This window comes from Paraniabella ginsengisoli (genome assembly GCF_022513635.1).
Classification (GTDB): Bacteria; Bacteroidota; Bacteroidia; order Chitinophagales; family Chitinophagaceae; genus Niabella; species Niabella ginsengisoli.
Genome location: NZ_JAKWBL010000002.1, coordinates 274,450 through 301,115, shown reverse-complemented (window position 1 = coordinate 301,115; position 26,666 = coordinate 274,450). Strand labels below are relative to the sequence as shown.

At 38.4% G+C, this 26,666-nt stretch carries 28 protein-coding genes and 6 pseudogenes; 28 read left to right on the top strand and 6 right to left on the bottom strand.

Annotated elements, in window-relative coordinates:
* Positions 1 to 55 precede the first annotated feature (55 nt).
* From MKP09_RS12740 to MKP09_RS12720, 5 genes and pseudogenes are all read left to right on the top strand, one after another.
* Entirely contained in the window at positions 56 to 1,003 is a 948-nt protein-coding gene (locus MKP09_RS12740) for a carboxypeptidase regulatory-like domain-containing protein (protein ID WP_240830392.1), read from the top strand.
* Positions 1,004 to 1,107: 104 nt separating this feature from the next.
* Positions 1,108 to 2,700, top strand: a pseudogene (locus MKP09_RS12735) (outer membrane beta-barrel family protein).
* A gap of 115 nt (positions 2,701 to 2,815) precedes the next feature.
* Positions 2,816 to 3,139 (top strand): annotated as a pseudogene (locus MKP09_RS12730) (Gfo/Idh/MocA family protein); the annotation flags it as partial.
* Positions 3,140 to 3,270: 131 nt separating this feature from the next.
* Complete coding sequence (locus MKP09_RS12725; RefSeq protein ID WP_240830391.1) at positions 3,271 to 3,798, top strand: Gfo/Idh/MocA family protein; 528 nt, start codon at positions 3,271 to 3,273, stop codon at positions 3,796 to 3,798.
* A gap of 716 nt (positions 3,799 to 4,514) precedes the next feature.
* On the top strand, positions 4,515 to 5,141 hold the full coding sequence (locus MKP09_RS12720; protein WP_240830390.1) for a glycosyltransferase family 4 protein: 627 nt from the start codon (positions 4,515 to 4,517) through the stop codon (positions 5,139 to 5,141).
* Here MKP09_RS12720 and MKP09_RS12715 read toward each other — a convergent pair.
* A pseudogene (locus MKP09_RS12715) lies at positions 5,122 to 5,810 on the bottom strand (cell division ATP-binding protein FtsE). The gene MKP09_RS12720 and the pseudogene MKP09_RS12715 overlap by 20 nt on opposite strands.
* Before the next feature lie 183 nt (positions 5,811 to 5,993).
* Between MKP09_RS12715 and MKP09_RS12710 the strand changes: the two are divergent.
* The 6 genes from MKP09_RS12710 (at position 5,994) to MKP09_RS12685 (ending at position 9,003) form a co-directional block, all read left to right on the top strand.
* A complete protein-coding gene (locus tag MKP09_RS12710) occupies positions 5,994 to 6,362 on the top strand; it encodes a BlaI/MecI/CopY family transcriptional regulator (RefSeq protein ID WP_240830389.1) in 369 nt (122 codons plus the stop codon).
* A 5-nt stretch (positions 6,363 to 6,367) separates the two neighbouring features.
* Positions 6,368 to 6,916 carry a hypothetical protein gene (locus tag MKP09_RS12705; RefSeq protein WP_240830388.1) on the top strand — a complete coding sequence of 183 codons (549 nt, stop codon included), beginning with the start codon at positions 6,368 to 6,370 and terminating at the stop codon, positions 6,914 to 6,916.
* Between the two features lie 8 nt (positions 6,917 to 6,924).
* Positions 6,925 to 7,107 (top strand): hypothetical protein, encoded by a 183-nt coding sequence (locus tag MKP09_RS12700; RefSeq protein ID WP_240830387.1) that lies wholly within the window; start codon positions 6,925 to 6,927, stop codon positions 7,105 to 7,107.
* A 65-nt stretch (positions 7,108 to 7,172) separates the two neighbouring features.
* Positions 7,173 to 7,808, top strand: a complete 636-nt coding sequence (locus MKP09_RS12695) for an energy transducer TonB (protein WP_240830693.1) — start codon at positions 7,173 to 7,175, stop codon at positions 7,806 to 7,808.
* A 79-nt stretch (positions 7,809 to 7,887) separates the two neighbouring features.
* Entirely contained in the window at positions 7,888 to 8,148 is a 261-nt protein-coding gene (locus tag MKP09_RS12690; protein WP_240830386.1) for an energy transducer TonB, read from the top strand.
* Between the two features lie 117 nt (positions 8,149 to 8,265).
* On the top strand, positions 8,266 to 9,003 hold the full coding sequence (locus tag MKP09_RS12685) for a hypothetical protein (protein WP_240830385.1): 738 nt from the start codon (positions 8,266 to 8,268) through the stop codon (positions 9,001 to 9,003).
* Positions 9,004 to 9,008: 5 nt separating this feature from the next.
* On the opposite strand, the gene coaD is transcribed toward MKP09_RS12685, so the two are convergent.
* From coaD to MKP09_RS12665, 3 genes and pseudogenes are all read right to left on the bottom strand, one after another.
* Positions 9,009 to 9,497 carry a pantetheine-phosphate adenylyltransferase gene (gene coaD / locus MKP09_RS12680; RefSeq protein WP_240830384.1) on the bottom strand — a complete coding sequence of 163 codons (489 nt, stop codon included), beginning with the start codon at positions 9,495 to 9,497 and terminating at the stop codon, positions 9,009 to 9,011.
* 322 nt (positions 9,498 to 9,819) lie between these two features.
* Positions 9,820 to 10,745, bottom strand: a pseudogene (locus MKP09_RS12670) (aspartate carbamoyltransferase catalytic subunit).
* A gap of 76 nt (positions 10,746 to 10,821) precedes the next feature.
* Positions 10,822 to 11,751 carry a hypothetical protein gene (locus MKP09_RS12665; protein ID WP_240830382.1) on the bottom strand — a complete coding sequence of 310 codons (930 nt, stop codon included), beginning with the start codon at positions 11,749 to 11,751 and terminating at the stop codon, positions 10,822 to 10,824.
* A gap of 374 nt (positions 11,752 to 12,125) precedes the next feature.
* Between MKP09_RS12665 and amaB the strand changes: the two genes are divergently transcribed.
* The 8 genes and pseudogenes from amaB (at position 12,126) to MKP09_RS28120 (ending at position 19,331) form a co-directional block, all read left to right on the top strand.
* On the top strand, positions 12,126 to 13,628 hold the full coding sequence (gene amaB, locus MKP09_RS12660; RefSeq protein WP_240830381.1) for an L-piperidine-6-carboxylate dehydrogenase: 1,503 nt from the start codon (positions 12,126 to 12,128) through the stop codon (positions 13,626 to 13,628).
* A gap of 179 nt (positions 13,629 to 13,807) precedes the next feature.
* A complete protein-coding gene (locus tag MKP09_RS12655) occupies positions 13,808 to 14,170 on the top strand; it encodes a hypothetical protein (protein WP_240830380.1) in 363 nt (120 codons plus the stop codon).
* On the top strand, positions 14,140 to 14,424 hold the full coding sequence (locus tag MKP09_RS12650) for a hypothetical protein (protein WP_240830379.1): 285 nt from the start codon (positions 14,140 to 14,142) through the stop codon (positions 14,422 to 14,424). The genes MKP09_RS12655 and MKP09_RS12650 overlap by 31 nt, the downstream gene beginning before the upstream one ends.
* 50 nt (positions 14,425 to 14,474) lie before the next feature.
* A complete protein-coding gene (locus tag MKP09_RS26105) occupies positions 14,475 to 14,900 on the top strand; it encodes a S8 family serine peptidase (protein WP_262915349.1) in 426 nt (141 codons plus the stop codon).
* Positions 14,901 to 14,938: 38 nt separating this feature from the next.
* Complete coding sequence (locus MKP09_RS26100) at positions 14,939 to 15,598, top strand: S8 family serine peptidase (protein WP_262915348.1); 660 nt, start codon at positions 14,939 to 14,941, stop codon at positions 15,596 to 15,598.
* 37 nt (positions 15,599 to 15,635) lie between these two features.
* Positions 15,636 to 15,959, top strand: coding sequence for a saccharopine dehydrogenase NADP-binding domain-containing protein (locus MKP09_RS12640; protein WP_240830378.1), 324 nt, complete (start codon positions 15,636 to 15,638; stop codon positions 15,957 to 15,959).
* Positions 15,907 to 16,971 (top strand): saccharopine dehydrogenase C-terminal domain-containing protein, encoded by a 1,065-nt coding sequence (locus tag MKP09_RS12635; protein ID WP_240830377.1) that lies wholly within the window; start codon positions 15,907 to 15,909, stop codon positions 16,969 to 16,971. Before MKP09_RS12640 ends, MKP09_RS12635 begins: the two co-directional genes overlap by 53 nt.
* Positions 16,972 to 17,100: 129 nt before the next feature.
* Positions 17,101 to 19,331: pseudogene (locus MKP09_RS28120) on the top strand (sodium-translocating pyrophosphatase).
* A 122-nt stretch (positions 19,332 to 19,453) separates the two neighbouring features.
* On the opposite strand, the gene MKP09_RS12610 reads toward MKP09_RS28120, so the two are convergent.
* Together MKP09_RS12610 and MKP09_RS12605 are read right to left on the bottom strand one after the other, a co-directional pair.
* Complete coding sequence (locus MKP09_RS12610) at positions 19,454 to 20,818, bottom strand: Gfo/Idh/MocA family protein (RefSeq protein WP_394801062.1); 1,365 nt, start codon at positions 20,816 to 20,818, stop codon at positions 19,454 to 19,456.
* A gap of 133 nt (positions 20,819 to 20,951) precedes the next feature.
* Complete coding sequence (locus MKP09_RS12605; protein WP_240830373.1) at positions 20,952 to 21,605, bottom strand: DUF4230 domain-containing protein; 654 nt, start codon at positions 21,603 to 21,605, stop codon at positions 20,952 to 20,954.
* A gap of 110 nt (positions 21,606 to 21,715) precedes the next feature.
* Here MKP09_RS12605 and MKP09_RS12600 point away from each other — a divergent pair, with 110 nt between their 5' ends.
* The 9 genes and pseudogenes from MKP09_RS12600 to MKP09_RS28105 form a co-directional block, all read left to right on the top strand.
* Positions 21,716 to 22,273 (top strand): FAD-binding protein, encoded by a 558-nt coding sequence (locus MKP09_RS12600; protein ID WP_240830372.1) that lies wholly within the window; start codon positions 21,716 to 21,718, stop codon positions 22,271 to 22,273.
* A 44-nt stretch (positions 22,274 to 22,317) separates the two neighbouring features.
* Positions 22,318 to 23,457 carry a GMC oxidoreductase gene (locus MKP09_RS12595; RefSeq protein WP_394801061.1) on the top strand — a complete coding sequence of 380 codons (1,140 nt, stop codon included), beginning with the start codon at positions 22,318 to 22,320 and terminating at the stop codon, positions 23,455 to 23,457.
* 78 nt (positions 23,458 to 23,535) lie between these two features.
* Entirely contained in the window at positions 23,536 to 24,204 is a 669-nt protein-coding gene (locus tag MKP09_RS12590; RefSeq protein WP_240830370.1) for a gluconate 2-dehydrogenase subunit 3 family protein, read from the top strand.
* Between the two features lie 121 nt (positions 24,205 to 24,325).
* Positions 24,326 to 24,862, top strand: a complete 537-nt coding sequence (locus MKP09_RS12585; protein ID WP_262915347.1) for a 3-keto-disaccharide hydrolase — start codon at positions 24,326 to 24,328, stop codon at positions 24,860 to 24,862.
* Positions 24,805 to 25,122 (top strand): 3-keto-disaccharide hydrolase, encoded by a 318-nt coding sequence (locus MKP09_RS27395; RefSeq protein WP_317235313.1) that lies wholly within the window; start codon positions 24,805 to 24,807, stop codon positions 25,120 to 25,122. The genes MKP09_RS12585 and MKP09_RS27395 overlap by 58 nt, the downstream gene beginning before the upstream one ends.
* A gap of 32 nt (positions 25,123 to 25,154) precedes the next feature.
* Positions 25,155 to 25,349: a DUF4160 domain-containing protein gene (locus tag MKP09_RS28115; protein ID WP_394801060.1), complete on the top strand. Its 195-nt coding sequence runs from the start codon at positions 25,155 to 25,157 to the stop codon at positions 25,347 to 25,349.
* Between the two features lie 57 nt (positions 25,350 to 25,406).
* Entirely contained in the window at positions 25,407 to 25,775 is a 369-nt protein-coding gene (locus MKP09_RS12580; RefSeq protein WP_240830369.1) for a DUF2442 domain-containing protein, read from the top strand.
* A gap of 130 nt (positions 25,776 to 25,905) precedes the next feature.
* On the top strand, positions 25,906 to 26,100 hold the full coding sequence (locus MKP09_RS28110; RefSeq protein ID WP_394801059.1) for a PLDc N-terminal domain-containing protein: 195 nt from the start codon (positions 25,906 to 25,908) through the stop codon (positions 26,098 to 26,100).
* 186 nt (positions 26,101 to 26,286) lie between these two features.
* Positions 26,287 to 26,403: pseudogene (locus tag MKP09_RS28105) on the top strand (HNH endonuclease); the annotation flags it as partial.
* Between the last annotated feature and the right edge of the window lie 263 nt (positions 26,404 to 26,666).

Genomic DNA, 26,666 nt, shown 5'->3' with positions numbered 1-26,666 from the left:
TGTATCCGTACAAGTTAAATGTCTTTTTCACGTCTAAACCTCAAATCTCTTGAAAATGCGAAATTTTATTTTAGTTCTGGCTTTGTTTTTTACAGGTTCGGCAATAGCTCAGGTTGGCGGAAATGGTCAAATGCCAATGGGCAGTATTTATGGTAAAGTTGTTGACTCGGCAAGCGGTAAAGGTATTGATGCCGCAACCATTCAATTATTTCAAACTAAAATGGACTCTACTACGCAAAAGCAGCAGGAGGTTTTAGTGACTGGCGCCCTTGCTTCAGCAAATGGCGATTTTAGAGTAACTGGCATTCCAGCTATGGCACAATATAAACTGGTCATTTCAGGATTAGGCCATACAACTTATTCCAAGGCGTTCTCCTTTATAGACCGGAAAATGATGACTGGCGGAAAGGTTGATATGAGCGCAGTGATGGCGGCCCTTGATAAAGACATGGGAAATATTAAACTGGCTGCTGATGTGGAAGTATTGCAAGGTGTAACTGTTACCGGCGGTAAACCTGCGGTTCAGTTAGGAATAGATAGAAAAATTTATAATGTAGAAAATAATCTGACATCTGCGGGTGGTACAGCAACAGATGTTCTTAAAAATGTGCCTTCTGTAAATGTTGATATAGATGGAAACATAAGCATTCGAAATGCAAGTCCGCAAATTTTTGTTGATGGGCGCCCCACAACACTTACATTGGACCAGATACCGGCAGATCAGATCGCAAGCGTGGAAGTGATCACCAATCCTTCTGCAAAGTTCGATGCGTCGGGCGGTACCGCTGGTATTCTTAATATAGTATTGAAAAAACCAGGACTGTTGGCTACAACGGTTCGCTGCGTGCAGGCATTGACGAACGTGGGCGCTATAATTTTGGCGGCAACCTCAACGTTCGCCAGGGAAAATTCAACGTATTTGCCAATGTTGGTTACAACCAACGCAAAACCATTTCTGACGGAACAACAGAACGCTCCACCTTTTTTAATGACACAACTGTAAACTTACGTCAAGTAGATCGCGCAATTGGCGATGGCCGTTTCCTTTTTGCCAGAGCCGGTTTCGATTATCTTCTTGATAACAGAAATACATTAACTCTTTCAGGAATGACAGTTGATGGCAAATTTGACAACTTTACCAATAGTAATATCGTAATTGATACGATCGCTGGAGCAAACGATATTCAGTCCCGTATTTTAAGAACTGCTGATGCCAATTTTCATTTTAACATGAAAGGTGGTTCACTTGGGTTTGTTCATAATTTCCCAAAAACCGGCCACCAGCTTACAGCAGATGGGCAATATAACAGAAGCAATAACGAAAGTGTAAATATCATTACCAATAATAACTATGCAGCCAGCGATGGGCCTTTAACTAATACCAGCATTCAGCAGCAAAACGGAAATGGTAATAATCAGAGGCTTAATGCACAGGTTGATTACACCAATCCGATTTCAGAAAAGTCGAAACTGGAAGCCGGCGTTCGTTTTAACCAAACAAAAACATCGAGCAATAACATTTATAACTTAGTTGGAGTAGGCAATGTACTGATTCCACAACCACTTCTTTCTTCAAAATTTGATTATGTAGACCAGATCTATGCCAGCTATGCAACATTTTCAAGTAAAATTGGACAGAAGTTTGGCTATCAGTTGGGTTTACGTATGGAGAGCTCAGACTATAAAGGAACGGTTTACAGCAGCACTGGTAGAGACGGAGATATAGTTGACACGGTTTCAAATTTCAGCATTTCCTATCCTGTAAGCCTTTTCCCAAGTATATTCTTATCTCAGGAATTACCAAATGATCAGCAATTACAGTTGAACTACAGCCGCCGTATCAACAGACCAGGATTCTTTCAACTATTTCCTTTTGTAGATTATTCGGATTCATTAAATCTTAGCAGAGGTAATCCAAACTTAAGGCCGGAGTTTACAAATTCACTTGAGTTATCTTACTCTAAGAATTTTGACAAAGCCAACAATCTGATTCTTTCCGCTTATTATAAGAATACATCCGGCTTAATTACCAGGTACCAATCAAGAGAAACTAATCCGTTAACTAATGAACTTGTATTAGTTAATACTTATATCAATGCCAACTCCAGCTTTGTTGGCGGTTTTGAAGCAGTTTCTAAAAATGCGCCCGCAAAATGGTGGGACATAACCAGCAACCTTAATATTTATACATCAAAAATTAATATTGACGATCCTTCTATACCAACAGCGGATCAGATCTACAGCTGGTTTGCCAAGATCAACAATACATTTAAGCTTCCTAAAAACTTTACACTATAACTTTCGGGAGATTACAATTCTAAAACAGTGTTAGCTCCAGGTGGGTCATCATCAAGCGGAGGCGGTGGTGGCCGTGGTGGTTTTGGTGGTAACGTGAGCGGTAATGCGCAAGGTTATAATATGCCTACTTACGGAGTAGATGTGGCTTTAAAATACGAATTCCTGAAAGGCAAAGCGGCTTCTGTTACATTGAGTGGCAACGACATTTTCAAAACCCGAGTAAGCGACATTTATACAACTTCGGGTTTCTTCAATCAACATCAATATCGGGTACGCGACCAGCAATTTTTCAGCATCAACTTTGCATATCGCTTTGGTAAGTTTGATGCCTCTTTGTTGAAGCGTAAAAATATGAGATCCGAACAGGAAAGTATGCAGGGTGGAATGCAGGGCATGCCTTAATAATATTATTACTTTTGATTTTGAAGCGTGAAGGATTTCGGTCTTTCACGCTTTTTGCATAGTAACTCACAGAATAAACCACTAAAAAAGTCCAACTCCTTTACATTTGCAGGCGATGACAAAACAAACAAATTTTGCTATTGTGGGCTGCGGAAATATTGCCAATCGGCATGCTAAAGCCGCTACAGCTTTTGGCAAACTCGTTGCTGTTTATGACCAGAATATCGATGCAGCAAACATATTAGCCGAAACTCACCACTGCAAAGCATATTCAACTTTACCTGAACTTCTGCAACAACAGGACGATATAGATGTAGTTTGTATTTGCACGCCAAATTATCTGCACGCGGCACAAAGCATTGAATGCATGAAAATGGGATATCATGTTATATGCGAAAAACCCATGGCTATCAATAGTACAGACGCAGCAAAAATGTTAGAAGTATCGCGCCTTTGCAACAAACATTTATTTGTAGTTAAACAGCTTCGTCACTACCCTTCTTTACTTTTTATCAAAAAGATTATTGAAGAAAAAGAATCAGCAATATTTCATCTTTTGAGATCAATTGTTTGTGGAATAGGAACAGAAATTATTATAGAGATTGGAGAGGCGCTAAAAGTACCGACGGTGGTACATTATATACACAATTCAGCCATCATATTGATTTGGTTTTATGGTTATTTGGAAATGTCTCATCATTTCGGTTAAACAGTGCTAATATTGATCATCCATACATAGAATTTGAAGATTGCGGACAAGTGAAATTTAAGATGCAATCAGGCATGATTGGAACGTTGAATTATTCGGTAAATGCATTACCTGGTCAAAATGAAAATAGTATTGAACTAAAAGGAACAAATGGAGGCCTGAAATTTTCCGGACCTTTTCTTGATAAGGTCGACTATTTGAATATTGAAAATATGGAATGCCCTTCATTTGATGAGCCAATTGCTAAATCTGAAAGCCATTATACAATTTATAGAGAAGTGGTATCGGCTCTGTCTGGGCTGCCTAATACCGCCACTTTAGGCAATGATAGTATCCAATCGATCAGCTTAATTGAAGAATTATATAAAAGCCAAAGCGATGTTCATTAAATTTTTGTAAAACGAAAAACTTCATGCTGACTTTCAATTACCACATGAGAATAAACCGATTAGCTCTTACCCTTAACGACACAACTAACTCAATAAATAATATATCGAACAATTTTGTGAAAATGGTTGTTTTATACAAACATTACGTAAAAAGCAGATAATTTGCTTTTATAATACACAAAAGTTAAAAATCTATTAAGTCTACGTTTTTTTAAGATTTGAACAATTATTTACATATCGTTTGTTTGGATGCGCCTTGCCCTGCGGACTGTGGGGGTCTATTGATATGCTGAATCGCATCAAAGCTTTTCATAAAAAAGGTATCAAAATACACCTGCACTATTTTAACTTTAGCGACAAGTGTAGCTCGGCAGAATTAAGTCGTTACTGCGACACTGTACAGTCTTATGCAAAAAAGAGCCGCTTGACTGTCTTTCATTAAATGCCCCATCATTTGTAAATGCAAGGTGTAATGAAAAGCTGGTCGAAAATCTTAATAAAGACAATTATCCTATTCTGTTAGAAGGATTACACACAACCGGTATCCTTAGCAAAATAAACCAAGAGAGACGCAAAATATGCATACGTATGCATAATGAAGAATCCTTGCATTACAGGGAATTGGCGCGCAGCACGATGAACCCTGCAAAAAAACCTATTATATTGCCGAAAGCCTGTTAACTAAAAAGTACACGCCCACCCTTCCTGATGACTGCATGTACGCCTGTGTATCTAATGATGATAAACAAAGCTTCGAAGATCTGGGATTTCAAAACGTGCAGGTCATTCCACCCTTTCTAAGTTGGCAAAAGGTCGAATGTCCAACGGGTGTTGGTAGTTTGTGTCTTTTTCATGGAAACCTTGCAGTTCCTGCAACTGAAAAAGCGGCGCTTTGGTTATTGAGTAATGTTTTTAATAAGGTAAGAATACCGTTTGTCATTGCAGGAAAAAACCCTACTAAAAGCATTGAGAAAGCAGCGGGCTTATGCCAAAATACTTGCCTGGTAAGTAGTCCCAGCGAAACTGAAATGGAGGATTTGGTACAAAAAGCACATATCAACATCCTTCCATGTTTTAATAAAAACATTACTGGAATCCGTTTGAAACTGCTTCATGCGTTATATAAAGGAAGGCATTGTGTAACCACACCTGCGATGGTTGAAGGAACAGGACTTGAAGAAGCTTGTCACATAGGCACCAATTCAAATGCTTTAGCTTCGATCATCTCTCAACTTTATTATTTACCCTTTGAGGAAGAAGAAGTAAAATTGCGAAAGCGACTGTTGGAAAATACTTACAACAACGATAAAAATATACAGACGTTTATAGATTATCTATGGTAGCATTGTCTATCACTTTACCACCTTCTGTTTTAATAAGCCTTGCCGGATATTTTTTCACAACTGAATAATCATGTGTAGCCATTACAATTGCCGCATTGCTTTCTTTAGCGATAGACAAAAGCAGGTTCATAATTTCGCCAGTTGTGATCGGATCAAGGTTCCCCGTAGGTTCATCTGCTAAAATCAATTTGGGACTATTTAATAATGCCCGCGCTATATCCACACGTTGCTGTTCGCCACCACTCATTTCATAAGGCATTTTTTCGCTTTGTCTTTCAAGCCTACTTGTTCCAAAACCATTTCCACTTTTTCGTCAATCTCTTTTTTATCTGTCCAGCCTGTGGCTTTCAATACAAACCGAAGATTGTTAGCCACATTCCTATCGGTCAGCAATCTAAAATCCTGAAAAACCACGCCCAGCTTGCGTCTCAAATAGGGCACCTGTTTCCAGTGCAGGTTTTTTAATTGGTAATCCACAACAACTGCATCACCTTCGGTCAGCAATAAATCTCCATACAAGGTTTTTAACAAACTCGATTTGCCGGTACCTGTTCTTCCCACCAGGTAAACAAACTCTCCTTCTTTTATAGTAAGATCTACTTCTTTCAATACCAAATTTTCACCCTGATAAATATTGGCACCTTTAATTTCTATGATCGGCTGTTGCATATTATATTAAAACTTGAAGAGTTGCAAAATAAACCAAAATGCTCATTTGAAATTAAATATGTGCATGATAAGAATAGTAACACAAATAAATTTCTACAAATTTTATCTACTTTAAAATACAACTAAAAAAATAGTTGTTAAACTAAATAATTAGTTTTAACTTGCTTTCAAATTCAAATTCAGATGAAACAACTTACTAAAGCCGAAGAACAGATCATGCACATCCTTTGGGATAAAGGGCCGCAGTTTTTGAGAGAGGTGCTTGATAATATGGATGCTCCAAAGCCACACCAGAACACAGTTGCCACGATTTTAAAAATTCTGATAGAAAAAGAATTTGTTACAGTAAATGTATTTGGCAGGCAACACCAATATGTAGCTGCTATTGATAAAGAAGCTTACTCCAAAAAAACAATGAAACAAATGGTGAAGGGATATTTCGAAGGTTCATTCACTAATGTAGTATCGTTTATGGTAAAGGAAAACAATTTGAGTATTGAGGAATTAGAAACGCTACTTCATCAAATCAAATCATCCAAAAATAAAAAATAAAAACCATGATTGCTTACCTCCTACAAATGGTTATTTGCTCAGGAATATTATATGGTTATTATCATTTTTTTCTGCGCAATGAAAAATTCCATCAATACAACAGATTTTATTTATTGGCCATTGTATTGCTAAGCCTGTTGCTTCCTATATTTAAAATACAAGTATATTTTGAAGACAACTCCGACATTATTTATCAATCTTTAGGTAGCCTGAATGAAAGTATTATTGTTGTGTCAAAAAAGGCAGAAACCAATTGGCTCAATCTTACTTCGGCAGTATATCTTATTTATACTGCTATTACAGTGTTTTTTATTACCAGAATTATAGCAGCATTAAGAAAAATTCTACAGATAAAATCCGAAGGAAGCATTACGCAAACTGATGGTATTATTTTTATCAATACCACAAATAAGGAAGCGCCGTTTTCATTTTTCAAATGGCTATTTTGGAATAAGAATATTTCGCTCAACTCCAATGAAGGCGGGCATATTTTCAGGCACGAAATGTATCATATCCAAAAAAGCACAGTTACGATCTTGTATTTACAGAAATAATTACGGCTTTGTTCTGGTTCAACCCGTTTTTCCATTTAATCAAAAATGAAATAAAAGCCATTCAGGAATTTTTAGCCGATAAGCATGCAACCGAAGAAAAAGACACCAGCGAATACGCAGAATTGTTACTAATGCAGGCCATAGGCACTTATAAATATAAATTAGTAAATCCCTTTTTCATAATCAATTAAAAAGAAGAATTGCCATGTTAACATCGTCAAAAAAGCCCGCGTACCAATGGCTGAGAAAATTATTGGTGCTGCCTGTAGCAACAATTATTATTGCTTTATTTGGATTTACCTATAAAAAGGAGATTAAAGAAGCAGTTGCTGAAATACCAGCAGTTACAACTAACTTATCGTCAAATATTTCAACTCACGATAGCCAGAAATCAAAAATCAAAATAGTCACACCGAAAACCGATACAATTCCTTCTAACAAAAGAAAATTGAATATTTCCGAAGATAACATATACACTCCGATTATGAGAGGAGTAACTTTAGTTAGTTATTCTTCTGATTCACTTGAAGACATTGGGAAAGAAAAAAATGAAGTTTACACTTTAGTCAACATAGATGCGTCATATCCAGGTGGACAAGATGCGTGGAAAACATTTTTGATGCGGCATATTGATGCGGACATACCTCGAAAAAATGGTGCTCCGGTTGGAAATTACAATGCAATTATACAATTTAGAATAAACAAAAATGGAGAAGTAAATGATGTTAAAGCTGTCACCGAAATGGGCTTTGGCATGGAGGAAGAAGCAATAAAAGTGATCAAAAAATCCGATAAATGGAATCCTGCAATATTGAATGGCGTAGCACAAACTTCATATCGAAAGCAACAAGTATCTTTTCAAGTTCTTCCTAAAAAAATTCACCAGAACTAATTGATAAAAACTCGAGCTTAACAGAAGTCTTCACCAAAGTTGAACAAGACGCCAAATATCCTGGCAACTGGCGTTCTTTTTGGAAAGGAACTTAAAGGGACAAGTAGCGGTTGATAATGGTGCCAGCGCTGGCACTTATACAACCATTGTTCAATTCATTGTAGATAAAAACGGAAATGCAACAGATTTTAAGGCATTGACAAAACATGGCCATGGCATGGAAGAAGAAGCGTTAAGAGTAGTAAAAGCCAGTGGAAAATGGCAACCCGCCATTCAAAATGGCAGACAAGTAACAGCTTACCGTAAACAACCCATCACTTTTCAAATTACAGATCAATAGATTTCCTTGCAAGAAATGGAAGGAAGCCTGCTTTTACGAGCAGGTTTTTTATTTTAAGAAAAAATTTAATCGAGCTTAAAGTTTAAAGCCTACATTTATATACGCTAACACTACATTATGAAAAAACTACTGCCTTTTTTAATTTTAATCATTCCCGTTTGCTTACATGCGCAAACAGACAAAACAATTAGAACCGCAAATCTTACTTTTTCTGCCGGTAACGGATTTTCAGTTGCGCCATCTTATTTTCATAACTGGAGATTAGGTAATAAAAGAAAGATAGAAGTGGGCTTGGGTTTGCGCCTTACATCATACTTTGCTGCTGATAAAGATTATTTAACTGCACCTGCAAAATTAACAAGCGGCAAAACCGGACCAGGCGTATTATTTACAGAAAACATAAAAGAAAATATCGATTCACTTTTTATTCCAAAATCCAATACCAATGCGCTGAACCTGGCGCTGGAGCTGGGTTATAATATAACGCCAAAGCTTTATGCAGGATTTAATATTGATTTGATTGGTTTTTCTTTTGGTAAAAAAGTGGATGATGCTACTTATAAGTATAATAAAGATCATATCCCGCAAGACGTCTCATCCAACCAATCAAATATAAAAGCAAAACCAACCGGCTTCAATGCTTTACTTATTAGCGACAACGATTTGGGAAATCTTAATTCTGCACTAACAGTACGTTACAAACTAACGGACAAGATTGGTATTCATGGCGGCGTAAGCTTCTATTTTTCTGAATACACAACTGACAAAGAAATTCAACAGACCCCAAGCGCTAATGACAGGTTTAGGTATAAATCGTTAGCACCTTCGTTAGGTGTTTCTTGGTTTTTAAACTAAATGCTTTACTCAAAAGACAAATTATCTTTTAAAGAATCGCAAACAACTTTAGAAAGAAATGGACTGGCATTGCCTCCGTTCTTTATAATATCGCGAACGATGGTCGAAGCTACCGATGTATATTTTGGTTCTCCTGTTAAAAAGACCGTTTCAATTTCTTTATCCAATGCCCGGTTAGCATCTGCAATTGTTTTTTCATATTCAAAATCACTCACGTACCGAATTCCTCTTAATATAAACCTGGCACCGATTTTTTTGCAAAAGTTCACTGTCAAACCTTCATATACGGCCCCTTCAACTTTATCAGAATGGCCGTAAATGTCTTTAATCCATTTTAATCTTTGCGTGGTTGAGAACATCGGTTTTTTTGAAGTATTAAATCCAATACCAACTATTATTTTATCAAATAAAGGTATGGCGCGGTTTATAATATCTTCATGTCCCAATGTCATCGGGTCAAAAGTTCCGGGAAAAAGACAGATTTTTTCAGACATACTAAAGATTAAAAAGTAAAATCTTATCGGCGTTAATTATTTTTTGTTGAGCAAGCAGTAAACATATAGCATCGAAATTGCTACGCTCAGTTCATTTGTTGTGCTTATGGCATCCTATATATCTTTCGTCAATCAATTCCAATCTGTTTTCACCACTCACCACTCATTATTCATCATTCACTATTCATTACTCACCATTACTATTCATTACTCACCATTCACCACTCATTATTCACCACTCATTATTCATCATTCACTATTCACTATTCACTATTCATTACTCACCATTCATTACTCATCCATTCACCCTTCACCTTCCTCCTCAATTATTCTTATTTGACAATAAATACAGCACCGCCATTCTTACGGCTACTCCGTTTTCCACCTGCTGTAAAATTATGGACTGTCCGCTATCGGCAACATCGCTATCAAGTTCTACTCCCCGGTTTATCGGCCCCGGATGCATAATTACCACGTCTTTTTCAGGCTTTCAAGCAATTTGCGGCTGATGCCATAACTTAAATTATATTCTCTTAAGGAAGAAAACAAAACCTGATTCTGCCTTTCTAATTGAATTCTTAAAACATTGGCAACATCACACCAGTTGAGCGTTTCCTCAATATTGTAACTAACGTTTACGCCAAAAGCTTCTTTAATATATTTGGGTATTAATGTGGGCGGGCCACAAACAGTAACTTCAGCGCCCATTTTTTTCAACAGGTAAATATTACTCATCGCCACACGGCTATGAACAATATCGCCAATGATGGCCACTTTTGTACCCTGTAATTTTCCTACCTTTTCACGAATGGAGAAGGCGTCAAGCAAACCCTGTGTGGGATGTTCATTTACACCGTCGCCTGCATTTACAATAGCCGCAGGAATATGCTGCGACAAAAAATGGGGCGCTCCGCTGGCGCTATGCCGCATCACCACCATATCAACTTTCATTGACAGAATGTTATTCACCGTATCCAATAAGGTTTCGCCCTTGGAGACGGACGAGCCGGATGCCGTGAAATTAATAGTATCTGCGGAAAGCCTCTTTTCAGCAAGTTCAAAAGAAATTCTTGTGCGTGTTGAGTTCTCGTAAAAGAGATTCACAATAGTAACATCTCGCAAAGACGGAACCTTCTTTACAGGTCGCTGTAAAACTTCTTTAAACTGGGTGGCTGTATCAAGAAAAAGAGAAATGTCCTCTTTCGTGAGGTCTTTAATGCCTAGCAAATGTTGCGTTGAAAGCTTCATTAAAAATCAAAGATAATGCAAGGAATTTAAATTGTGTAAATTAAAATCACTTTATCTTTTAGATAATGTTGAAGCGTTAATTTTTGATTTTAAAAGTCCAGTAAAAAATCAAAAAAGGCATAGCCATATTCCAGTAAGTTAAGTCTGTACGAGAATTAAAAAATGCATTGTAAATACCATGTGTATAAAATTTTGCTCCCATCGCCAGTGCAGCTGTAAGCAACAAACATAGTGTAGTGTACTTAAGCATGGCATTTAAATTCTTTACTACAAAAGACGAATATATACTTAATCCTATACAAAGAATACTTAAAGCAAAAGGAAGCTGGCTATTCTGAAGCATAAAAGGATTGTGCTCCTTAAATCTTTCAAGCGACGGAACGTTTTTTAAAACAAAATATAAATTCAGAACAATCAGCATACAGCTTATGATCAAAAAGAATATTTTTCTTTTCAGCTTCAATTGAACAAACCATTTAAAGTGAACTACATTAAGTGGCATTAGCGCAACAAGCCTTGTTAAAAGCAATTGAGTTGATAGAAATGCAGTAATCAACAGACCAAGAGAAAGCCCTTTATCGCGTTTTCTTTGTACTACAACCGAATAAATTGAAACAATTATAAAATTGGAAATAATATCACTTTTTACATATTGTTCATAATTAATCGAAACAGATAAAACGAATAAAAGCAAGGCAAAAAACCTTTTTCGATAATCATCGAACAAAATATAGATAAACAAAAAATAAATAGCTGCACAAAAAACCTGTAAATACCCTACGTCGCCCATTAAATAAAAAGGAATACCAAGAAATATTAACGTAGGCAAATTAGAAGTTCTCCCTTGCATGTGATCGATTGCCGAATAAGGATATTCACCAGAAAGAATTGATCTTATACCTGCTTCCATCGCAGACCATCGGTCAATATTTAACGCATATTTATCAACACTAATATTAATGTATATGTCAAATAACAGGTACAGAATAGCAGTACCAAAAAACAAAGAACGGTAAACATGGTTTGACCATTTTACTTTATAGAAGAACAAGATTAAAAAACATAGAACAGCGAAATGCCTATTGTTAATAACAAAGGATTTATATAAGATTGGCGGCTTCCATACTTGAAGACAAAGAGGCTGTTAATGAATATGTATATAACTAAACAAACTATTGACGAATCAAATATGGTTTTGCTATTACTTGTTCCCATTAACACTTTATTCATTCTTTTTAAATTCGAGAATAATAATAGCGGTAAGTTACTTAAAAGTAAGTTTTAAATAGTAGTACAAACTTTAGATACCTGCAAATCCGCCAGATCATAATAAAACTATTGATAAACATCATAACTTTATAGAGAAGCAAAAATATATCTATGAATTTCCTTAACACGCTTGGCATTCAAAAAATCAATAATGATTCCGCATCCGGCGAAACAATACACTCCTTCTCTCCTGTCGATGGAGAACGAATTGCATCTGTAAAAATTACGACACCTGTTGATTATGATGAAATAGTACAGCAGGCAAGTGATGCATTTTTACAATGGCGGCTTTGGCCTGCCCCAAAACGCGGAGAAGTGGTAAGGCAAATTGGCGAAGCGTTAAGGCAATATAAAGAGCCTCTTGGAAAATTGGTTTCTTATGAAATGGGCAAAAGTTTGCAGGAAGGGTTAGGCGAAGTTCAGGAAATGATCGATATCTGCGATTTTGCAGTAGGCCTTAGCAGGCAATTGCATGGCTTAACAATGCACAGTGAAAGGCCTGCACATAGAATGTATGAGCAATATCATCCGCTTGGTGTTGTAGGAATTATATCCGCATTTAACTTTCCTGTTGCTGTATGGAGCTGGAATGCTATGCTGGCATGGGTTTGCGGCGATACATGCATTTGGAAACCATCTGAAAAAACACCTTTATGCGCTATTGCTTGTCAGAATATAATTTCAAAAGTCTTCGCTGAGAATAACGTTCCGGAAGGTGTCAGCAGTATAATAATAGGAACTAAAGAAGCAGGCGAATGGCTTTCAAAAGATGAAAGAATACCTTTAATTTCTGCGACAGGCTCAACCCGAATGGGTAAGGCTGTGGCAGCAAATGTGGCGCAAAGATTGGGTCGTTCGTTACTTGAACTTGGTGGCAATAACGCAATCATTATATCGAAAGACGCAGACTTGAACATCGCGATTCCCGCTGCGCTTTTCGGTGCGGTTGGTACAGCAGGACAACGATGCACCAGCACCAGAAGACTGATCATCCACGAAGATATATACGAAAACTTCAAAGAAAAACTGGTAAAGGCTTATGGACAACTAAGGATTGGAGATCCTCTTAATACGGAAAATCACGTTGGCCCGCTCATAGATAAAGATGCAATTAATGCATACCTTAATGCTATTGATGAATGCAAAAAACAAGGCGGTAATTTTATTATCGGAGGTGGCGTATTGGAAGGAGGCGAATACCAAAGTGGTTGCTATGTTAAGCCCTGCATTGCAGAGGTAGAGCATCATTTACCAATTGTACACGCTGAGACCTTTGCTCCGATCCTTTACCTTATGAAATACAAAACACTTGAAGAAGCCATTCAAATCCAGAACGCTGTCCCGCAGGGACTTTCTTCTTCCATAATGACCAATAATCTTCGCGAAGCTGAACATTTCCTTTCTCCCTCCGGTAGCGATTGCGGCATCGCAAATATAAACATTGGCACATCAGGCGCCGAAATTGGGGGCGCCTTTGGCGGTGAGAAAGAAACAGGCGGAGGCCGTGAAAGCGGCAGCGATGCCTGGAAGAATTATATGCGCAGGCAAACCAATACTATTAATTATAGTGATCAGCTGCCTTTAGCGCAAGGGATTAAGTTTGATATTGGATGATGAATTAGTTGCTGGTTACAGGTTTCTGGTTACAAGTTAGGTTGAAGGTTGTTATCTTGAAACCAGCAACCAGCGACCTGTAACCACTGATACCCAAACTCCGCCGTTTATCATTTTATGATAATTTTTAAGATGTTAGCTATATTTTTGTAGTTTGTTTATTTAAATAATTGTTTTGCATGAATAGATTACTTAGTGTATTAGGTATTGTTTTAGCCACAGGCACCTTCTCTTTAGCATCAGCTCAGGAGTCAGTTCCCAAAGGGTGGCATTTAAAAGATCTTCAAAAGGACAGCCTTTATGGAATTAGCGTTGACCAGGCTTATGATTTTCTAAAATCAAAAGGCCTTAAAAGTTCAACAGTTATTGTTGGTATCGTGGATTCTGGTATTGATACAACACATGAAGATTTAAAACCAGTGCTTTGGGTTAACGAAAAAGAAATTCCGGGAAATGGTATCGATGATGATAAAAATGGTTATATAGATGATATATACATGGATGGAACTTTTTGGGAAGTAAAGACGGTAAACAGAATGTAACCAAAGACTCCTTTGAAGAAGCAAGAGTTTACTGGAAATTCAAATCAAAATTTGAAGGAAAATCTGAAAGTGAAATTTCCGCTAGTGATAAATATGATTATAAGATGTGGCTGAGGGCAAAAGAAGGAATCGAAAAAACTAATTCCAACACTCAGGAAACCGAATTCTTAAAACTAATGTCTGAAGTGTTCAGAGAAGGAGATTCTGTAATAAGGGCTGACTTGAAAAAGAAGTTTACACATGTAAAGATTTAGCAGCTTATACACCGTTAGCAGCTTCGGCAACAAAGGTTAAGCAAATATTAATGAGCGCTTGCAAAGGCAACGACAACGACGATATCAGTAGTAAAATGCTGATGGAAGAGATCCAAAAAGATCTTGACAAAGCAACTATCGCAGAGCAAGCACCGAAAAACTATAGAAGTGATGTTGTGGGAGATAATTACAACGACTTTAATGATAAATACTATGGAAATGGAAACGTGCTGGTAGATAATGAATCTGCGCTTCATGGAACACACGTAGCCGGCATTATCGGTGCAGCACGCAACAATGGTTTTGGCATGGATGGTGTTGCCGATAATGTAAAACTAATGAGCATAAGAGCTGTGCCAGACGGTGATGAGCATGATAAAGATATTGCATTAGCTATACGCTATGCAGTTGACAATGGTGCAAGAGTTATTAATATGAGTTTTGGTAAAGGCTATTCTCCTGAAAAAAATGGGTAGATGAAGCAGTAAAATATGCCGCAAGCAAAAATGTTTTAATGGTACATGCAGCTGGTAACGATGCGGCTAACATTGACACTGCATTCAATTTTCCGTCCGCTACGTTCGTAGACGGACAAAGACCAAGCAACTGGATAACTATTGGTGCCAGCGGCGACAAAAAAGCAGGCGGATTAACAGCAAGCTTTTCCAACTATGGTAAAAAAGAAGTTGATGTATTTTCTCCTGGTGTAAAAATTTATTCTACAACACCTGGTGGCAACTCCTATGCTAACCTTCAGGGCACAAGTATGGCAGCCCCCGTGGTTTCTGGCCTGGCAGCGCTTATAATGAGCTATTATCCTGACCTCACTGCAGTACAGGTTAAAGAAATTATCGAAAATAGTGTAAGCAAGCCAACCGCAAAAGTTGCTGTTCCTGGTGAAGACAGTGAGGCCATGATGTCGGACATATCAGTGTATGGAGGTATTGTGAATGCTTACAAAGCCGTTCAATTAGCTGATGAAAAAAGCAAATCGGCTCCTGCAAAAAAATCGAAATCGAAATCCAAAAAAAGAAGTAGCATACTTGCTTTTCAAATAATTAAAGCTACCTTAATGGTAGCTTTTTTTGTGGACCAGCTACGGTGCTACTATCAGCTTCGTTGCCACGCTCGGTTTATCGTCCCGATTATACATCAACAAAATAGTCGCCGCTAAATCATGAAAAATACAATTCACCATTAACCATTGACTATTGACCTACTCACATCATATTCTTATTTTCGGTGCAGGAAGATCAGCCACAGTTTTAATAAGCCATCTTATCTCCCAATCAGCAAAAAATGATTGGTTAGTAACGGTAGTAGATGCAGATATACAATTAGCTCGATCAAAAATAAAAAACCACCCCAATGCAAGAGCTCTTTCCTTTAATATCAATAATAATGAGGAAAGAAAACAAGCAATACAAAGTGCTGACATTATAATTTCTATGTTGCCACCAAATCTGCATCATTTAGTAGCGTATGATTGTGTGGCTTGTAAGAAAAAATTTACTGACGGCCTCTTACCTCGATGAAAAAGTAAAAGCACTTGATAATGATATTAAGCAAAACGGGCTTCTTTTTTTATGCGAAATGGGGCTCGATCCGGGAATAGATCATATGAGTGCCATGCTGCTGATCGATAATATTCATGCAGAAGGTGGAGCGATCACCAGTTTTAAGTCTCATTGCGGAGGTTTAATAGCACCTGAAAATGATGATAATCCCTGGCATTATAAAATAACATGGAACCCCGCCAATGTTGTAAATGCAGGAAAAACAGGTGCCTCTTTTAAGCAGAATGGGAATTTTAAAAACATTGTTTACCCCGACATATTTAAAAATTGCGACGAAGTGTTGGTTCCTGGTTTAGGCCAATATGCCTTTTATCCCAATCGTGATTCTTCTGCTTACGCAACATTGTATGGACTTGAAGAAGCAGATACATTTATCAGAACAACACTCAGGCATCCTGATTTTTGCAAAGGATGGTACAATATTGCCAAAGCAGGATTGACAGACGTTTCAATATTGCCAGATTTTGAGAATATGCGGTCTGTAGATTGGCTTATCTATTCTTTAAAGCGTTTCGCACAAGTGAACAGTTTTTCAGGTTTTCTTGCCCAAAGTGTTGAGCCAGCTGACCAGGAACTCATTAAACAGCTGTTTTCATACTTAGGCATTGACGATGAAATAATAATTCCCAAGTCCGTATCCTCGTCTTCGGCAACAATTCTTCAACATCTTTTGGAAACAAAGCTGAAGTTGAATAAGCATGATAAAGACATGATCGTAATGCTGCACGAAATTGACTATAAATTGAATAATACAAAAAAATCAATAAAAAGCTGTATGATTGTGAAAGGTGATGAAGATCAAAATACAGCCATGGCCAAAACAGTAGGATTCCCATTAGCCATTGCTACCGAATTGATAATCAAAAACAAAATAAACATTACAGGCCTTCATATACCCATAATAAAGGAGGTATATGACCCGGTTTTAACGAAATTAAAAGAAAACAGAATTCAGTTCGAAGAAATATAAACATGCCAGGTTTTAAGCTAAAATTAATTAAACGAAAGCCTTCTTTTGTTACATCGAAATAAACCATAACAATTTAATTGCTTCACTTATATTTGCAACCTTGCCAAAATAGACAGGATTTATAATTATATGCAACACATCATTTATCTGGTTCCCGTGATGGCCATCATTGGCTTACTGTACACGTATTTTAAATTTAAGTGGGTTTCGAAGCAAGATGCCGGTACACCGAGAATGAAAGAGATCAGCAACTATATTAGTGTAGGTGCTATGGCTTTTCTAAAAGCAGAATGGAAAATATTGGCATATTTCGTAATAGTAGTTGGTATATTGCTGGCGGTATTAGCACAAACAAATCCACATTCACATTGGCTTATTTCTGTAGCGTTTGTGATAGGTGCAGTTCTAAGTGCACTGGCCGGTTATATAGGAATGCGTTCTGCCACCTTAGCAAATGTGCGTACAGCGCACGCAGCACGAAGCAGCTTAAAAAAGCATTAAATGTTTCATTTGGCGGTGGTGCTGTTATGGGCGTTGGTGTTGCGGGCATGGCAGTTTTAGGCCTGGGCGGGCTGTACATCATATTCAAACATTATTTCGCTCCGGGTGCATCTTTAAACTCTGCAGAAATGATCCAGACCATTGAGGTATTGACTGGGTTTTCTCTCGGAGCAGAATCAATTGCATTATTTGCTCGTGTTGGTGGGGGTATTTATACCAAGGCTGCTGATGTAGGCGCTGATTTGGTAGGAAAAGTTGAAGCCGGTATACCGGAAGATGATCCTCGCAACCCTGCAACTATTGCTGATAATGTGGGCGACAATGTAGGAGATGTAGCAGGAATGAATGGGTGCTGATTTATTCGGTTCTTATGTCGCTACTGTTCTCGCAACAATTGTATTAGGGCAACAGATCAATATATTAAGCGCAAACGATGCCTTAGAAGGGTTCTCTCCTATTATATTACCCATGCTGATTGCTGGTGTTGGAATATTACTTTCTATAATTGGTACATTGTTCGTTAGGATCAGTGAGACTGCAAGTATTACAACTCAAACCGTTCAGAAGGCTTTGAACATGGGCAATTGGGGATCAATGATACTTACAGCTTTGGCATCTGTGGGTCTTGTACTTTGGCTATTACCGGATCAAATGGAACTGCGAGGTTTTGTCTTTACAAAATATGGTGTATTAGGCGCGATTGGCGTAGGTTTACTGGTTGGTGCGCTAATGAGCATCATCACTGAATACTACACTGCGATGGGCAAGCGCCCTGTAAACAGGATCATTAAAAAATCTTCAACCGGCCACGCAACTAATGTAATTGGAGGTTTGGCTCTCGGTATGGAGTCAACTTTCTTACCCATTCTTGTTTTAGCTGGTGGTATTTGGGGCTCGTTTGCCTGTGCCGGTTTATATGGCGTTGCCATTGCGGCGCGGCGATGATGGCTACAACAGCTATGCAATTAGCGATTGACGCTTTTGGACCAATAGCAGATAACGCTGGCGGTATTGCAGAAATGAGCGAACTGCCAAAAGACGTACGTGAAAAAACAGACGTACTGGATGCAGTTGGAAACACTACGGCTGCTACAGGAAAAGGCTTCGCCATCGCTTCGGCAGCGTTAACTGCACTTGCTTTATTTGCTGCCTTTGTTGGTGTTGCGGGTATTGATGGAATTGATATTTACAAAGCTAATGTACTGGCCTGCTTATTTGTTGGCGCTATGATTCCGTTCCTGTTTTCAGCTTTGGCCATTCGTGCTGTAGGTGAAGCCGCAATGGCGATGGTGGAAGAAGTGAGGCGGCAATTCCGAACTATTCCCGGAATTATGGAAGGTACCGGAAAACCCGAATATGATAAATGTGTTGAAATATCTACCGAAGCATCTATTAAAAAGATGATCGTTCCAGGAACTATAGCTATTATTTCTCCTTTAGTAATAGGGTTTCTTCCAGGCCTCGGCGCTGAAGCGCTTGGAGGCTTCCTGGCTGGTGCCACTGTTAGTGGTGTATTATTGGGAATGTTTCAAAATAATGCCGGCGGTGCGTGGGATAATGCGAAAAAATCTTTCGAAAAAGGTGTCGAAATTAATGGCGTCATGTATTACAAAAACTCTGAACCATATAAAGCATCAGTTACAGGTGACACAGTTGGTGATCCATTAAAAGATACATCAGGCCCGTCGATGAATATCCTGATCAAACTAATGTCGATCGTTTCTTTAGTTATCGCGCCTACTTTAGCTCAATTAGCCGCTCCAGAAGCATCCGAAGTAACTGTAGGCCCAAAACCTGTTGTTAAAAACGTGGTACAAACTACTGGTGATGATCAAAAAGCTTATTATTTAAAACAGTAACTATTTCAGGTAATCATAATATTGTTAAAGGCTGTCAATTATGGACAGCCTTTATTTTTAGCAGTAAAAAAATCTCCCGCTTTGCAACGGGAGATTAAATAAGTATTTATAAAAACGATAGATTACAACGTTAAAGTGCCCCAACCATCCCTGTATTCTCTCTTCACAAATTGGTTGGCAACATCAAAGTTGGTAACCTTCATATTCTCGGCATCCCACAGTAATTTTTTACGACCAGTAAATGGATCTTTACCCCATCCGGAAACAGTTGGATCCATATACATCGCACTTCTAATGGCCAGATTACCCATTAAAAGGCTTTCTGTGAACGGACCCGCATATTCAAACGGAGAGCTGGTTTCACCTTTTCCATAACCAGCTATACAGGCGTTTACCCACTGCAAATAATGCCCTTCGGGTACGCGCTTTAAAGTTGCCTTAGGCATTGTTGTTTCCTTCATCACCTTTGTTGGTAACAACCGTGGCTTAGCACCATAACAATCCATCAACAATTTGCCTTTTGTTCCAACAAATAAGCAACCGCCATCCCAGTTGCCCAGTTCTTCGTCTGCTAATAACTCTTCTGGCCTTTGAGGCAATAAACCTCCATCATACCAGGATACGTTTATTTTTCCTTTTTTATCTAATCTTGGATATACCAGGTGAATGATAGAAGAAGTTGGACAACTAAAATTATTATTGGCAGGTTGGTTCATACCTGTCCACTGATTGGCGATACTACACTCTGCAGATTCGGGATATAAAATCGGTAGAATACGATATATCGGATCCATAATATGACAAGCCATATCGCCTAATGCACCTGTTCCATAAGCCCAGAAACCGCGCCAGTTAAAGGGTACATAAGCCGGGTTGTAATCATCGGCTTTCGCAGTGCCTTGCCAAAGATTCCAGTCAAGTTCTTTCGGTATAGGATGGTTGCCTGTAGGCTTTGGAACACCCTGTGGCCATATCGGGCGATTAGTCCAGGCGTGCACTTCATAAACATCTCCAATTATACCTGCTTCGCAAATTTCTTTTGATTGTCTAACTCCATCTCCAGAAGCGCCCTGGTTACCCATTTGAGTAACTACTTTATATTTTTTAGCAGCTTGTGCCAAAATACGCGCCTCATAAATATCATGCGTTAAAGGTTTTTGCGTGTACACATGTTTCCCTAATTGCATGGCAGCTAAAGTGGCTACAGCATGAGTATGATCAGGCGTACTAATGGTACATGCATCAATATTGTTTTTTTCTTTTTGTAGCATTTCTCTGAAGTCCTTGTAATAATTTGCTTTGGGAAACTTCTTACGAGAATTAACAGCCTGCCTGTCGTCTACATCACACAAGGCTACAATATTTACATGGGGGCTTTTTGCCATTTCGGCTATATCGCTTTCCCCTTTGCCGCCTGCGCCAATACCGGCTATGTTCAATTTATCGCTGGGTGCCACAAAGCCACGCCCAAGCACACTTCTTGGCACAATGGTTACACCGGCTCCAACTACGGCTGCATTCCTGATAAAATTTCTACGAGAATTGAAAAGATTTTTTTCATACTGCGTGTAAAGTTGATAAATAAATAAAATTCGATTTTAAAAATACCACTATTAGTTGTTATTGTCGTTGTTCATCCACTACCCTGCTTTTAAGGTCACTTACAAATGTAACTTCCACATTAAAATTTAGAGGAGCGTAATAATCCTGTATTATTTTTCTTATTTTCTCTTTCGATTGTTGTTGATAACCCGTGTTGGCTTCAAGTTGAGCTTTAGATTGCGTATACAGCTTCTGCATCAGTTTATTGTAAGCTTCCTCGTCGCTTGTTTCAAAAAAACCTTTGCGGGATGCGGCACTTGATCTATTCAAAAGAAGTTCATAGCTAAGCAGCTTAGGGTTGGGTAAAACGATATATACTTGCTTATTCTTTTCTTCAATATTTATTTTCTGATTATTCAGATTGATACCATATTTTGCAACGTAAGGTACTGAAATATTAAAGGTTCTTTCCATAAACAATTTCTTAAAATTGTCAGAGACACTACCATCGTCTTTTATATTACTGCTTTTAATACTCGCATTACCCTGAACTTCCAAAGCCGAAAGTTCAGCGATCTGCTTGATCAAAACATCGTTCATTACTACATTGTCGACTGTTTTCGAGGCACTCTTCTTTCCAAGAAAATAAGCAAGCAAAGCAATGATAATAATCAATAAGAACACAAAAAATAACGAAGACCTGTTGCGCATTAACTCCTGATTGTTCCCCAAAGTTTAATGATTATGATCATTTTGCCAAAATTTTGCAAAATAGATTTTGCACATTTTATTTCATCGTTGTATCATTGTATCTTTAATTCTCGAAAAAATAACTTTGCTAAATGGCCGATTTACAAATTAAAAAGCAACCAAAAAAGTACGACGTAGTGATAGTAGGATCTGGAGCTGGAGGCGGAATGGCTGCTTACGTACTTGCTAATGCAGGATTGAGTGTATGTATGTTGGAAGCTGGTCCCATGTACGATCCTCAAAAAGAAATTTTCCAGTTAAAAAATCCATGGGATTCGCCCCGTCGCGGACGCGCCACTAAATACAGGCCATTCGGAGATTTTGATGCCTGCTATGGTGGATGGGAAATCGAAGGTGAGCCCTACACGCGTGCTTCCGGAACGGAATGGGAATGGTTTAGAGCACGAATGCTTGGTGGCCGAACAAACCACTGGGGGCGCATTTCTCTCCGATTTGGCCCCAAAGATTTTAAAGGTTACAGTAATGACGGTGTGGGTGCAGACTGGCCTATTACTTACGATGATATCAAACCTTATTACGATAAAGTAGATAAACTGATCGGGATATTTGGAAGTGTTGAAAATCTTCCGAATGAGCCAGATGGCATATTTCTTCCCCACCCAAGGCCAGATTACACGAGCTTTTTATAAAAAAGGGAGCTGCGAAGTCGAATGTCCCTGTCATTCCTTCAAGGTTGTCTATTCTTACTAAAACAATAAATAAAGAGCGAGGAGCATGCTTTTTCTGTGCGCAGTGTGGCAGAAACTGTAGTATGGCTAAGGCCGACTTTTCATCTCCAAACGTATTAATTTATCCAGCTTTAAAAACAGGTAAATTAGAAGTGATTGCTGATGCGATGGCAAGGGAAGTAATTACTGATGATAATGGCAAGGCAACTGGCGTATCTTATGTAAGTAAAGAAGATATGCTCGAATACCAAGTTGACGGCAGAGTTGTAATACTTGCAGCCAGCGCCTGCGAAACAGCGAGACTTTTATTAAACTCCAAGTCACAGCGCCATCCAAATGGTTTAGCCAATAGCAGCAATGTAGTGGGCAAATATTTACAGGATAGTAATGGTACCGCAATGGGTGGCTATCTTCCTGAATTATTTGGCCGGAAAAGATATAATGAAGACGGGGTGGGTGGTATGCACGTTTACACACCGTGGTGGCTGGATAATAAAAAACTTGATTTTCCGCGTGGCTACCATATTGAATATTGGGGCGGCTTTGGACAACCTGCTTATGGCTTTGGAATGGGCATGCAAGGTATAAATGGCAAATATGCTGTAAACGGAAAGAAAAAAGAAGCGGGTGGTTACGGGGCATCTTTAAAAGAAGATCAGCGTTATTTCTATGGTGCAAATGTGGGTATGGCAGGGCGCGGAGAGGCAGTAGCTTTTGAACATAACAAATGTGAAATAGACCCTAATACGGTTGATAAATATGGTATTCCCGTGTTGCGCTTTGATGTAACCCAAAGTGATCACGAGATTAAGCAGGCCAAACACATGAAAGAAACATTCAGAGAAATGATGCACAATATGGGTGCTGTAATTACCTGGGGAGACGATGGCACTCCGGAAAATAAATATGGCCTTGACAAACCGGGATACATCATTCACGAAGCAGGTACAGCGCGTATGGGCGACAATGCTAAAACATCAGCCCTGAACAAGTGGAGCCAGGCGCACGATTGCAACAATCTGTTTTGTGTAGACGGCAGCCAGTTTACTTCTCAGGCAGATAAAAATATTACCTGGACCATCTTGGCGCTGAGCATGAGAGCCAGCGAATATATTATTGATGAAATGAAAAAACAAAATTTATAGTTGACGGTTGGCAGATGACAGTTGATAGAAAGAACTGTCTCTGTCATCTGTTAACTGTCATCACAACAACTGATTAAAATGAAACGTAGAGAATCTCTAAAATATATAGCAGCAAGCGCACTTGCTTCTGCAACACTGGCAGCAGGCTGTAAACCTGGTGAAAAGAAAGAAGAGGCTGCAAAGGAGGCCTTCAAACCCGGCGTTCACCGATATGAAGACGAATTGCAAGAACTGAAGGCTTTAGAAAATATGCCGAAGTTTTTTAACGAACATGAAATAGCAACAATTACGATATTGGGAGATATTATTATTCCAAAAGACGCCGTAAGCGGCAGCGCCAGCGAAGCTAAGGTGCCCGATTTTATTGAGTTTACAGTAAAAGATCAACCTAAATTTCAAGTACCTATGCGTGGCGGGCTTAAATGGCTTGACATGTTTTGTTTGAAAAAATTCAACAAATCATTTAAAGATTGCAGTGAGCAGCAAAGAATTGAAGTGGTCGATTTAATCGCTTATCCTGAAAGGGCCAAAGGCAAGTCTGAACTAACTCAAGGCGTTGCTTTCTTTTCAACGATACGCGATCTGACAGCCACCGGATTTTATACATCAGAAATGGGTGTTAAGGATTTGGGGTATGCCGGAAATAAGCCCAATCAATGGAATGGTGTTCCTGATGATGTATTGAAGCAATACGGCATGGCTTATACGCCCAGAGAACTGGAAGTGTGTTTGAGCTTTGATGCATAAGCTCAGTTAGATTTTTGAAAAAATATTATTACAGCTATCACTTTGATAGCTGTTTTTATTTTACCTATTGTAAATAGCAGAATTGAAATCAAAACAGCTTATTTTGCTGTAAATTTTTATCATGCGGAAAATATCGGTTGCAGCATTTTTATTATCGATCCTATTTATTTCTTCTTGCTCGCCAAAAGCGTCAAAAAAATCAGATCAAAAGTCTGAATGGATTTCGCTTTTTAATGGCAAAAACCTTGATGACTGGTTTGTAAAAATTCATCATTATGAAACAGGTGATAATTACGCCAAAACTTTCAGAGTGGAGGACGGCATGATAAAAGTTCGCTATGATGGCTACGATGTTTTTAATGAAAAATACGGACACCTTTATTATAAAACGCCTTTTTCTAAATACCATTTAAAGCTTGAATACCGGTTTACCGGCGAATGGCGGAAGGACGCTCCCTCCTACACTATTTTGAACAGCGGCGTTATGTATCATTCGCAGGACCCGCGCACGATGCCTAAAGAGCAGGACTGGCCAATATCTGTAGAGATGCAGTTTTTAGCAGGATTACCCGATGGCGAACCGCGGCCAACAGGCAATATGTGTTCACCTGGAACAGAGATCGTTTACCAGGGGTTAAATACAATGGCCATTGCCTGAACTCTACTTCTAAAACATATCCACCCGGCGAATGGGTAACGGCTGAATTGATCGTTTTGGAAGACTCTTTAATTACTCATATTATTAATGGCGATACTGTTTTGCAATACTCCAAACCCAGCATTGGCGGTGGTGTAGCTAACCGATATGATCCCCAGCAAAAAACAGACGGCAAACCATTGAAAAGCGGCTACATAGCTTTGCAAAGTGAAGGACAGCCTATAGATTTTAGAAATATTGAGTTGAAGAAGTTGGAATAATTTTTGGTTATAATTTTATTACCTTTGTGTCGATGCCAACCATATTCATATTCTTTGGGCTCCGATTTATGTTTTTTAGTAACGATCACGAGCCAATACATATTCATGTGATTAAGGGAAAAGGAAAATTGAAAGAGTTTGCAAAGTTTCAGGTTGTTCCTAAAATACAGTTGTTGGAAAATAACGGTTTGAAAATAAGTGATTTGAAATTGCAGAAAATGTCATAAAAGACAATAAGAGTGTAATTATCGATCACTGGAATAGATTTTTTAATAAATAATAATATGCCGAAAATTGAAGTAATAAAGGTTTGGACAGATGATAAGGCCATTCATATAAAAACAAAGAACGGTGCCGAATATTATGAGCTATTTGAAGAATATCCGACATTAAAATTTGCCTCAAAAAAACAAAGAGAAAGTTTTGAAACAGATAATATTGGAGTTCATTGGGAAGAAATTGATGAAGACCTTAGTTTTGAAGGATTTATTAAAACGGCTAAAAAGAAAGAGACAACATTGCATAAGGCATTAAAGAATATTCCGGAAATTAATATTTCTGCTTTTTCAAGAAGAGTTGGTATGCCCCAGCCTTTAATGGCAAATTATATAAGCGGTAATAAAAAATTGACACCTCTAAGAAAAAGAAAATAGAAAAAGCGTTTCACGATATTGGAAAACAGTTGTCGAAAGTAAAACTTTGAAAGACGATTTTGCAAATAAATATGTTGTGCGTCAGCAGAGGGGACACACCCTTAAAATCAAATGATTTAAACTGCAAAATATGGACAATTCAGGACTCTCTGCATTAATCATTTTAGGAATTATCTCTTTCATTTGGATTTTACCAATTTTGAGTATAGCCTGTTCTCGTAGAACTACGGGAAGCGAAAAATTAGCTTGGATTTTAGCGGTGATTTTTGTTTCTTGGTTCGCATGGATTTTTTATTTGCTACTTGCTCCAATTAAGAAGAAATAAATGAGTATGGAAGGTTTCCTCATAATAGTTGTTGGAATAACAATATTTCTATTTAATCGTTGGCTATTTGACAGAAGACGTAAACAAAGACGTGATTATTATAGAAACGTATATCTTAAATCAGATGGATGGCAGCGAAAACGATACGTAGTACTCAAACGAGATAATTGGTAATGCGTATATTGTGGAGAACGTGCAACTCAGGTTCATCACAAAAGATACGCAAAGAGGAACATTGGAAAAGAACCAATTGAATGGATCGTTTCAGTATGCAAATCTTGTCATTATAAACAACATAATTGACAGAGTAAAAATGCCGAGCGCACAACAGTAGACTGGGCATTGCAGGGCTGACGTTTGGGTAGAAGATATATATTATGCCCTATACCATCGCCAAACCTTAACCATAATCTCATGCAGAATTATTCTTCTTTTTTATTGGTCAGACCGGGACGGTCAGACCAGGTTGCGAAGAGCCCGATGATGCCATAAGCACTTCAAATCAACGGAGCGTCGCAAATTCGCTCAATAGTTGCACTGTCGCTGGCTTCATTATTCTTCTTTAA

Bases quoted from the DNA above. Each gene is read 5' to 3' on its own strand.
- MKP09_RS12590 (WP_240830370.1), top strand. From the start codon at position 23,536: ATGAAACGTAGAGAATCTCTAAAATATATAGCAGCAAGCGCACTTGCT.
- MKP09_RS12635 (WP_240830377.1), top strand. From the start codon at position 15,907: ATGATTGTGTGGCTTGTAAGAAAAAATTTACTGACGGCCTCTTACCTC.
- MKP09_RS28110 (WP_394801059.1), top strand. From the start codon at position 25,906: ATGGACAATTCAGGACTCTCTGCATTAATCATTTTAGGAATTATCTCT.
- MKP09_RS12720 (WP_240830390.1), top strand. From the start codon at position 4,515: ATGTACGCCTGTGTATCTAATGATGATAAACAAAGCTTCGAAGATCTG.
- MKP09_RS12710 (WP_240830389.1), top strand. From the start codon at position 5,994: ATGAAACAACTTACTAAAGCCGAAGAACAGATCATGCACATCCTTTGG.
- MKP09_RS12655 (WP_240830380.1), top strand. From the start codon at position 13,808: ATGAATAGATTACTTAGTGTATTAGGTATTGTTTTAGCCACAGGCACC.
- amaB (WP_240830381.1), top strand. From the start codon at position 12,126: ATGAATTTCCTTAACACGCTTGGCATTCAAAAAATCAATAATGATTCC.
- MKP09_RS26105 (WP_262915349.1), top strand. From the start codon at position 14,475: ATGAGCGCTTGCAAAGGCAACGACAACGACGATATCAGTAGTAAAATG.
- MKP09_RS12585 (WP_262915347.1), top strand. From the start codon at position 24,326: ATGCGGAAAATATCGGTTGCAGCATTTTTATTATCGATCCTATTTATT.
- MKP09_RS28115 (WP_394801060.1), top strand. From the start codon at position 25,155: ATGCCAACCATATTCATATTCTTTGGGCTCCGATTTATGTTTTTTAGT.
- MKP09_RS12580 (WP_240830369.1), top strand. From the start codon at position 25,407: ATGCCGAAAATTGAAGTAATAAAGGTTTGGACAGATGATAAGGCCATT.
- MKP09_RS12705 (WP_240830388.1), top strand. From the start codon at position 6,368: ATGATTGCTTACCTCCTACAAATGGTTATTTGCTCAGGAATATTATAT.
- MKP09_RS26100 (WP_262915348.1), top strand. From the start codon at position 14,939: ATGGTACATGCAGCTGGTAACGATGCGGCTAACATTGACACTGCATTC.
- MKP09_RS12685 (WP_240830385.1), top strand. From the start codon at position 8,266: ATGAAAAAACTACTGCCTTTTTTAATTTTAATCATTCCCGTTTGCTTA.
- coaD (WP_240830384.1), bottom strand. From the start codon at position 9,497: ATGTCTGAAAAAATCTGTCTTTTTCCCGGAACTTTTGACCCGATGACA.
- MKP09_RS12600 (WP_240830372.1), top strand. From the start codon at position 21,716: ATGGCCGATTTACAAATTAAAAAGCAACCAAAAAAGTACGACGTAGTG.
- MKP09_RS12740 (WP_240830392.1), top strand. From the start codon at position 56: ATGCGAAATTTTATTTTAGTTCTGGCTTTGTTTTTTACAGGTTCGGCA.